Raw genomic sequence first — 9,077 nt, forward strand, 5'->3', positions numbered from 1 at the left:
CGTGACGGGGCAGCCGCCCACCACCACGTCGCCCTCCACGCGGCCGTGGAAGTTCTGGTGGTCGTAGAAGCCCTTCTGCGCCAGCTCCACGAAGTTGCCCACCGTGACAGGAGCGTCCTTCCCGAACAACCGCACGCGTATCGTTCCCTTGCTCGTCTCGAACACGGCCACCTCGTTGCCGGTCGGCACGTAGCGCGGCGTGTACAGCGGCTTGACGATCATTCCCATAGCCCTCCCCTTCCCTCTGCTCTCACGTTCGAGGAAACTCTACTCCCCGCGCTCCGCTGCGGCATCGGATGGAGAATCGTATTTTGTCTTCAGCCCCAATTGTCATCGGATCGCCTGATCGCAAAGCCCTCGGGCTCTCACGCCTCAATCAAGCAGCCAGCTCCAAGCCGGCACAACATGGATGGTTCCCGTTGCAGTCTCGATCGTCTCGGTTTCGTCCAGGGTGACGATCCACGACTCGTTCACACCGTACAACGGCATGGCAGCCTCCAGGGCGCGCACTTCGCGACGGCGCGTTTTCGCATCCGCCAAGCTGCACGACACCTGCACGAGCTGCCACGCCTCTTGCAGCAGCGCATCGCCGACGACGAAATCGACCTCGTGCCGAGCCGAGCCTTTCTCGAACGACAAGCGGGCGATGCCTCCCTGCCGAACCAGGTTCGTCTGGCGTCGGAGCTTGTTGAACACCGCCGTTTCAAGCTTTTGCCCTTCGTCGCGCGTCGGAGAAGGCGAGAACGCCGAGAACATGGCCGGATCAACCGCGTACACTTTCGCGCTCGAGCGCGCGTTTTCGGAAACCGCCCTCGAGAACTCTTTCACCGGGAACAGCAGGTACGCCTCTTGGTAATAGCGAAGCAACCGGGCAAGCATCTCGCGCGACGTGGACAATCCCCTGCTTCGAAACTCTCCGTGCACCTTACTCAACGAAAGCTCGCGTCCGGAAGAAGCGAGGCATCGGGACAGAAAACTGCTGGCCACCAAGGGGTTCGAGATATTGTACCGCTCGATGACGTCGTAATTCACCGTGCGGTTCGCGTACTCCTGCAGCAGCAACGTCGCATCGGACGGTTCCAAACCCTGGACGGCGACGAAGCCGCCCCTGCCCAGGTACTTGCCGCAGTCGTGTCGCAAATGCGCGCGCATGTTGCTTGAGAAAGCGCGCTTGGCAGAAGCGGAGTCGTTCGAAGAAGGCGCCTCATGCCCCTGATAGCGAACGAATTCGGAAAAGCTGAGAGGAAAGAGCTCGCGCGGCAAAGCGCGGCCGCGGAACTCGGAGGCCACTTCCGTTGAAAGCATTTTCGAAGAGGAGCCAGTCGCATATATGGTCGCCTTGTAAGTGTCGACCATTCGACGCAGGAACAAACCCCAGTCCGGCACCTCCTGGATCTCATCGAAGAAGAAGAAAGCACCCTCTTGCCGCGCGCGGGGGTTGCGTGCATAAAAAACCTCGATGACCTCCTGCAGCAGCTCCTTCTCGTAAGGCTTCAGTCGCTCGTCCTCGAAATTGAAGTAGAGGATGGAATCCTGCGGATATCCTTCGGCGACGATCCGGTGCATCTCCTGATACAGACGGTACGTCTTCCCGCAGCGCCGCACGCCCACGATCACGTTCACCAAGTTGCCCCGTGCCGGCGGCTGGATGCGTCCCAAAGACAAGTCGCGGTCGAAGACTTCGGGGATACCCTCCTCGGCGAAGTCTTTGATCTTCTCGGCTATGACCGTGCCGATGGACGTATCCATGTCGACCCCTCCTGGTACGATTGATTATCTTGCCATATCATTTGGCAAGGTTACTATATATCTTGCCAAATAACATGGCAAGATTGTTGGTTAATCGTCAATCTGTCGGAGGGAAGCGAGTTCCGTTTACAGCTCCAGCTCCAAACCAACCGGGCAGTGGTCGCTGCCGTAGACCTCGTCGTAGATGCAGGCGCTCGCCACCTTCGGGGCCAGCGATTCGCTGACCAGGAAGTAGTCGATGCGCCATCCGGCGTTGTTCTGCCGCGCCTTGAAGCGGTAGCTCCACCACGAGTAAGCGCCCGTCACGTCCGGATGCAGGCGGCGGAACGTGTCGACGAAACCGGCTTCCAGCAGGTCGGTGAACTTGCCGCGCTCCTCGTCGGAGAAGCCGGCCTTGCCGCGGTTGGGGCCCGGGTTCTTGAGGTCGATCTCCTGGTGCGCCACGTTGAAGTCTCCGCACATCACCACGGGCTTCGGCGCAGCCGTCTCGCCGGGCTGCGTGAGCGGCAGCTCGCTGATGCACACGTGGCCCTCGCCGGGCGCCGGGCGCTGCACCGGCACGTCGGCGGGTAGCACGCCCTCCTCGAGCCCCTTGCAGAAGTCGCGGAACGCGTCGTCCCACTCCATGCGGTGCGCGATGCGCGCGAGCTCGTTCTGGGCATTCGGCGTGTACACGTCCACGAACCAGAACTGCGGGAACTCGAGCGCCACGATGCGCCCCTCGGCATCCAGGTAGTCGCTGCCCAGGCCGTGCAGCACCTGCAGCGGCTGCTCCTTGGTGAACACGGCGGTGCCGGAGTAGCCCTTCTTCTCGGCATAGCTCCAATACTCGCGGTACTGCGGCAGGTCGAGCGTGGCCTGGCCCTCCTGCAGCTTCGTCTCCTGCAAGGCTACGATGTCGGCGTCGAGCTCGCACACGATGTCCTCGAAGCCCTTTTTCTGCACGGCGCGCAGGCCGTTCACGTTCCACGAGATGAAGCGCATGGTGGTACCTTTCCTCGTTGGTCGACTTGACCGCTCTGCGGTTACATTTCCCCGTTCTGCAGCTCCGGCATGTCGCCCCCGCCCTACGGTTTCTCGGTTTCGCCATTATAGCGCTCCCGAGAGGGCGAGCTCCGCCTGATGCGAGCGCGCAGAAAGCGGCCCTGCCCGCCCCTTACTTGTGGTACGGTTCGCCGCGCGAGATCTTCTGCGCGCGGTAGAGCTGTTCGAGCAGCACGACGCGCGCGAGGTTGTGCGGCAGCGTGACGGGGCCGAAGGACAGCGTCTCGTCGGCGCGCTGGCGCACTGCGGCGCTCACGCCGTCGGAGCCGCCGATGACGAATGCGATGTCGCTCGCGCCGTTCAGCTTGAGCGCGTCGATGCGCTGCGAGAAGCCCTCGCTCGAACGCTGTTTTCCGTCGATAGCCAGCAGCACCACGTGCGACGACGGCGAAAGCGCCCCCACGATGGCCGCTCCCTCGCGGTCGCGCGCCGCGTCCACGCCGCCGGCACGGCCGGGATCGACATCGGCTATCTCGCGCACCTCGGTTTTCGCATACGGCTGCAGGCGCTTGAGGTACTCGGCGCACGCGTCCGTCCAGAACCGCTCCTTCAGCTTCCCCACTGCCACCACGGTGAACCTCATGCGCTCCCCTCCGAACGGCCTTTTCTTCAAGAGAGATGATAGCGTACTTCCGCGCCGAGCGGCCGGCACGCCCAACTTGCTCCGGGGAAGCCCGCCCAGGCATGAAAGTAGCCGGCGGTTTCCCGATCCCGTCAAAAAGGCCGGGGCCTCGCACGCGAAGCTCCCGGCCAAACGTTTACCGTGCTTGAAGGACCCGCCCAGCATGTCGACCGCCTGCGCAAAGGGGGCCGGGGGTCGGCCCCGGCGGCCGCAGGGGCTAAGCGGGCAGCACGATACCGAAGTGCTCTTCCAACAGCGCGCGGAACTCCTCCTCCGACTCGACGGTTCGCGTCTCCTTGCCTTCCGGCGTCACGCGCACGAACTGGTCCTTCGTGATGGAGACGTTGCCGTCCTCCGTCCGGCGGTTCACCATCCTCCATTGCGTGAACACGGAGTCGGGGTGCGTCGAGCAGTAGTACGAGAGCGGCACGCAGTCGGTCAGCGCCGCCGGGGCGTCCAGCAGGGCGAACACCGGCGTGGGGGCCACGTCCTCGCCGCGCTCCCGCGCAGCTGCGAGCCTGGCGGCGGTTCCGCGATAGATGACGTGCCACCAGCCTCCGTCGTGCAGCTCCACGCGGAACACCTGCCCACACGATTCGAGCTCCGCGCCGTCGACCAGGGGGGTGGCACACGCCGGCGTCGGGCCGCCGTACCCCACCTCGGCGATATAGCGCTCATCGCCCAACGTGACGATGATGCCGCGATGCAGTATAGGGTAGACGTAGCCGCGATCCTTCAGGCTGCGCCCAAGGCAGGCCATGGTCTTGACGCCCGCATCCTGCAGCAGCGCATCGAGCAGCGCGTTGAGCTCGAAGCAGTAGCCGCCGCGATTGCCGACGATGATCTTCTCGAACAGGTCGGGGATGCCGAGCTTGATGGGACGGTGGAAATCGCACACGTCAAGGTTCTCGAAGGGGATGCGGCTCTGGTGCGCGAAGATGATGCGGTCCAGGTCGTCCTTGGAAAGCGGCGCCTCGGGGCGGGACAGGCCCAGCTTATCCCAGTACCGGTTCGCGTCCGGAAGCTTCTCGTACAGTTCCTCGTACATGGCGTCACCCCTCACGTCAGCGCCGCCGGGCCACTCGCGCCCGCAGCGGCGATCCCCATCGCGTGACGCTATTCTAAGGCAGGGGTGTTGGGGACGCTTCCTTCCCCAGGGTCGAATGATCCCGGAGATTCGTCCCCGAAGGCTGATTTTAGGGTTTACCAGTCCGCGCCGAGCACCACGAGGAAGTCGCCGTCGAACACGTACTCGCCGGTGTTCTGCTGGGCCTTGCCCACGCCGATGGCGTTCGCAATCGCGCGCGCCTCGGTGGCCTGGTCGCCCCGCTCGTAGATGACGATGGTCTGCGTGTAGTCGAAGCTGTCGGCGTTGCCCGTCTCCACGGTGTAGCCACAGGCCTCCAGCTTCTCGGCGGCCTCGGCTCCTGCGCCTGCAAGCCCGTTGCCGTTCTTCACCACCACGGTGCTGGACTTCTTCTCGTTCGAAGTGGTGGGCGCGGCGTCCTTCTTCTCTCCCTCGACCGCACCGGAGCCAGTGGTGGCGAGCACGGTTCCCGACGTCTCGTCGATCTCGTCCTCCTCGGTGGGAGGCAGACCCTGGTCGACACGGGACATCATGGTCTTCCACGCCTTGGCATCAAGGTGCTCGTACCAACCCCCGTTGATATAGGCGGAGGTCGTGGGCTCCATGGCCGTGTAGATGTCCTTCTCGGGATCAAGCCCGCGCATGCTCTGGGCAATGGACAGGATGTCGGTGATCTCGAGGTCGGTGGTCACGTACTGAGAAAGCGCCTGCACGGAGCCCACCATGGTAGCGGCATCGGAGGTGAGGATCTTCTTCGCGATGGCCGACAGCACGAGGCGCTGGTTGGCCGCACGGTAGCGGTCGCCGTCGCCGAACTCGTCGTAGGCATGCCGCGCACGGCACAGGATGAGCGCCTGGTCGCCGTTGAGCGTCTGCAGGCCCTCGTCCACATGACCGCCGGCATCCTCGTCATCGATGGTCATGGGCACGTCCACCTCCACGCCGCCCAGCGCGTCCACGATGTCCTTGAAGCCGTCGAAGTTGATCTCGGCGTAGTGGGTGATGGGCACGCCCGCCAGCTTCGACACCGTCTCCACCGTGTACGACGCGCCTCCGATGGAGTGCGCCGCGTTGAGCTTCTGCTGGCCGTACTCGCCCATGTCCACGAGCGTGTCGCGGTGCAGCGACACGAGCGCCACCTTCTTGCCCTGCGGGTCGATGCGCGTGACCATCATGCTGTCCGAGCGGAACTGGTCGCCCGCGTACTCTGCGGACGCCTCGCGGTCGGACGAGCCGTCGGTTCCCATGAGCAGCATATAGAAGGGACCGCCCTCGTAGGGGTGGGCCGCCTCGGCGGCTGCGAGCGTGCGGGCCAGATCGTCGTCGATGCCCTGGTGAAGGTTGTTCGACACCGTCTGGTAGTACGCGAACGCCGCGCCGGCCCCGCCCAGGCACAACACCAGCACCACGGCCACCGCGACGAGCGCGATGCGCTTGCGCTTGGCTCGCTTGCGGCGTTGGGTGTACTCGGCTTGGGAGACGCGGCGGGTGTAGGGGTTGTCATCGTGCGTCGAGCGCGGGGAGGGGGTGCGCGAAGAATCAGAAGAGCGTCCGTACGCCGACGGATCGAACGAATCGCGGCGCGTGTACGCACCGTTGCGGGAGGCCCTGTCGGGGCGGCCGTCGAATTCCGTGGAGTTGGACGACCGGCGAACGGGGCGGCGCTGATTGCTTCTTCTGCTGTTCATGAAGAACTATTTTGAAGGGCGGAACGCACGAGGGCAAGGGCTGGCCGGCGTCTCTAGGAAAAAGCCATAGGGACTTGACGGGAGGCGCGGCACGGCGACGCCCTGCGCTAGCCCGCGTTCAGGCGGTTGCGCACGTACTCGTTCGCCGCGTTCTCCACGGCGTCGTCCAGCGGAGCGAGCTCCGGGGCGGGCACGCCGGCCCGCCGTGCGCGGCGTTCGAGCGCGCGGATGAGCAGGGCGTCGGCCACCTGCGGGTTCTTCGGCAGCAGCGGGCCGTGCAGGTAGGTCCCCACCACGTTCTTGTAGCGCACGCCGTCGCGCTTGTCGCTGTCGTTGTTGCCGTGGCCCGTCGATGACGCCACGTCGCCGAACGCCTCCACGCCGGTGCCGAGGTGCGTGCGGCCCGCGTGGTTCTCGTAACCCACCACAGCCTGATCGGCCAGCGGCGAGCGCAGCGCGATGTTGCCGATAAGCCGGTTGCCCGAGCCGCCGGGTGCGCGCTCGGTGGTCATGTCGACCAGCCCCAGGCCCTTGACCACTTCCTCGCCCAGCAGCCACTCGTGCCCGAGTATCTGGAAGCCGCCGCAGATGGCCAGCAGCACGCCGTCGTCCTCCACGTAGGCGTGCAGGTCGTCGCGCATGCGCATGAGGTCCTCCGAGGCAAGCCGCTGCTCGCGGTCAGGGCCCCCGCCCAAGAACACCAGGTCGACGCCCGCCAGGTCCACGTGCTCGCCGTGGTTCACGCGGCGCACCTCCACGGGGATGCCGCGCTCGCGCGCCCGACGCTCGAGCACCTTGACGTTCCCGCCGTCGCCGTACAGGTTGAGCAGGTCGGGGAAGAGGTGCGCGATCACGAGCGGGGCGGCGTCGTCCTCAGCCGCCTGGACGCCTCCCGACCCGGAAAGACCCTCGGACGGCTTAGGGGAGAGCGGCGCCCCGGCCGCCTGTCCCCCGTCCGCAAGCCTTCCCAGCTCGGCATGCACGGGCGGAAGCGCGGTGTAGTTCGCTATCACGTAGGCGCGCGCGTCGGCCGGCAAACCGTCCAGCTGCGCGAACATGCCGGCTGCGTCGTCAACCAGCGCGGCATCCAGACCGGCGTACTTCAGGCGCACCTGCACGTCGTTCTTGCGGATGCCGCCCGCGAACACGCGGAGGCCGGACTGGCCGGCCAGCTCCTCGAAGTCGATGTCCCACAGCCACGACACGTCGCGACCGTCGCCCTCCTTGTCGTTCACGAAGAAGGCCACCGCCTTCGGCCTCTCGTCCTGCAGGATGATCTTGATGTTCTGGTTGAACCCGGTGGGGTTCTTGGCCAGGTTCAACAGCGTGCGGCGGCCCGCCACCGCGAACTCCTGCAAGCGGCCGTTGCGCGGGTCGAACGCGTCGATGGCACGCTGCAGCGCCTCGGCCGGCACGCTCACGAGATCGGCCGCGGCCCAGGTTGCCAGCAGGTTGTACACCATGTACGCGCCGCTGAACGGCGCCTCGATCTCGGCATCGCCCCGAGGCCCGTGCGCGGCGAACGACAGCCCGTCGGCGCCCAGGTGCACGTCCCGGGCGGCACAGTCCAGCGAGGGGCGCGCGAACCCGCAAGCGGGGCAGCAGTACGAACCCAGCTGCCCGTACTGGCGGTACGCGTATTCCAGCATGGCGGAGCAACGCTGGCACATCTGCGCGTCGGCTACCGTGTTCTGCGGCAGGTGCAGGTCCTCGTCCACGCCGAAGGCGACCGTGGGGTTGCCCACGCGCTCGGCGATGGCGGCGCACAGCGGGTCGTCGGCATTGAACACGAGCGTGGTCTTCGGCGACGTTGCGAGCGCACCCGCAATGCTCTCCTGGATGCGGTCGATCTCGCCCACCCGGTCCAGCTGGTCGCGGAACAGGTTCAGCAGCACCACGTAGTTCGCCTGCAAGTGCGGCAGGATCTTCGCCAGCCACAGCTCGTCGCATTCGAACACGCCCCAGTCGGCCTCGCGGGCGTGCAGCAGCGCCGTGGCCACGCCGGAGTCCAGGTTCGCGCCCGTGCGGTTGCACACCACGCGTTGCCCGGCGGTTTCAAGCGCGTCCGCCAGAAGGTTCGTCACCGTGGTCTTGCCGTTCGTGCCCACCACGCACACGGACCCCTTCTGCAGGCGCGGGGCAAGGTCGGCGATGACGCGCGGGTCGGCGTAGAGCGCGATCTTCCCCGGGAAGTTGGCGGCGGGGCGATGGAACACGTGCTTCAAACCCCACGTGGACACGGCGCTGACGGCGCGCGCGGCGGCGAACTGCAAGCCCATGGGCAATCCTTTCGGTTCGAGACGCGCCCAGTATAACCCTTATCGCCGGCGGGTCCGCAGGCACCGCGGCCCGCCGTCTCGTTCCCTCCATACAAATATCAGTAGAAAGGCCCGCCGACCCTCCGCGACAAGGGTTCGAACATGCTAAGGTGTTAAATTGGAGCATATGAGCGGTTCGCCGGCGGCGAGACGTTCTTCGCGCGCTCGCCGGGCGCGCGTTTCCGGTAGAATGAAGCGGACGACGACAACGACGAAGCACGGCGTTCGATCGCCATGGGGGCAGAGATGTACGACGAATTCGGAGAACACCCCTCGCACAACGCGGACAGCGGGCGCATGCCGCGACCGGAGGGCCGCGAGCACGCGGATGCAACGCACCGCCGCATCCCCGAAGACTCCCCAGCGCGTCAGGCGCGCGCCGGCGTTGCACGCACGCATGTTTCCGCGCGGGACGACGATGCCGCGCCAAGCCAGCGCGCTGCAGGACGCCCCGTCTCCCGCACCTCGTCCCGAGTGGGAGGGCGCCCCTCCCACTCGGGACGCATTCCCCAGCAAAGCCGCAACAGCCAGCGCTACAGCCCGTCGGCTAGCGCAGGGGCGCGGCCGCG

The 9,077-nt window shown here is 66.0% G+C and carries 7 protein-coding genes; all 7 read right to left on the bottom strand.

Annotated features, from left to right (window positions below):
• Positions 1–228 (bottom strand): peptidylprolyl isomerase (locus GPA_RS12795; RefSeq protein WP_167536669.1); only part of this gene is annotated, 228 nt, incomplete at its 3' end.
• Between the two features lie 144 nt (positions 229–372).
• On the bottom strand, positions 373–1,623 hold the full coding sequence (locus GPA_RS12800) for an ATP-binding protein (protein WP_231847647.1): 1,251 nt from the start codon (positions 1,621–1,623) through the stop codon (positions 373–375).
• A gap of 252 nt (positions 1,624–1,875) precedes the next feature.
• Entirely contained in the window at positions 1,876–2,733 is an 858-nt protein-coding gene (locus GPA_RS12805) for an exodeoxyribonuclease III (RefSeq protein WP_015540124.1), read from the bottom strand.
• Between the two features lie 172 nt (positions 2,734–2,905).
• A complete protein-coding gene (gene rlmH, locus GPA_RS12810; RefSeq protein ID WP_015540125.1) occupies positions 2,906–3,376 on the bottom strand; it encodes a 23S rRNA (pseudouridine(1915)-N(3))-methyltransferase RlmH in 471 nt (156 codons plus the stop codon).
• 256 nt (positions 3,377–3,632) lie between these two features.
• Positions 3,633–4,463 (bottom strand): arylamine N-acetyltransferase family protein, encoded by an 831-nt coding sequence (locus tag GPA_RS16950; protein WP_015540126.1) that lies wholly within the window; start codon positions 4,461–4,463, stop codon positions 3,633–3,635.
• 155 nt (positions 4,464–4,618) lie between these two features.
• Complete coding sequence (locus tag GPA_RS12820) at positions 4,619–6,190, bottom strand: LCP family protein (protein ID WP_015540127.1); 1,572 nt, start codon at positions 6,188–6,190, stop codon at positions 4,619–4,621.
• 107 nt (positions 6,191–6,297) lie between these two features.
• Complete coding sequence (locus GPA_RS12825; RefSeq protein ID WP_015540128.1) at positions 6,298–8,469, bottom strand: MurT ligase domain-containing protein; 2,172 nt, start codon at positions 8,467–8,469, stop codon at positions 6,298–6,300.
• Between the last annotated feature and the right edge of the window lie 608 nt (positions 8,470–9,077).

The organism is Gordonibacter pamelaeae 7-10-1-b (assembly GCF_000210055.1).
Lineage (GTDB): Bacteria > Actinomycetota > Coriobacteriia > Coriobacteriales > Eggerthellaceae > Gordonibacter > Gordonibacter pamelaeae.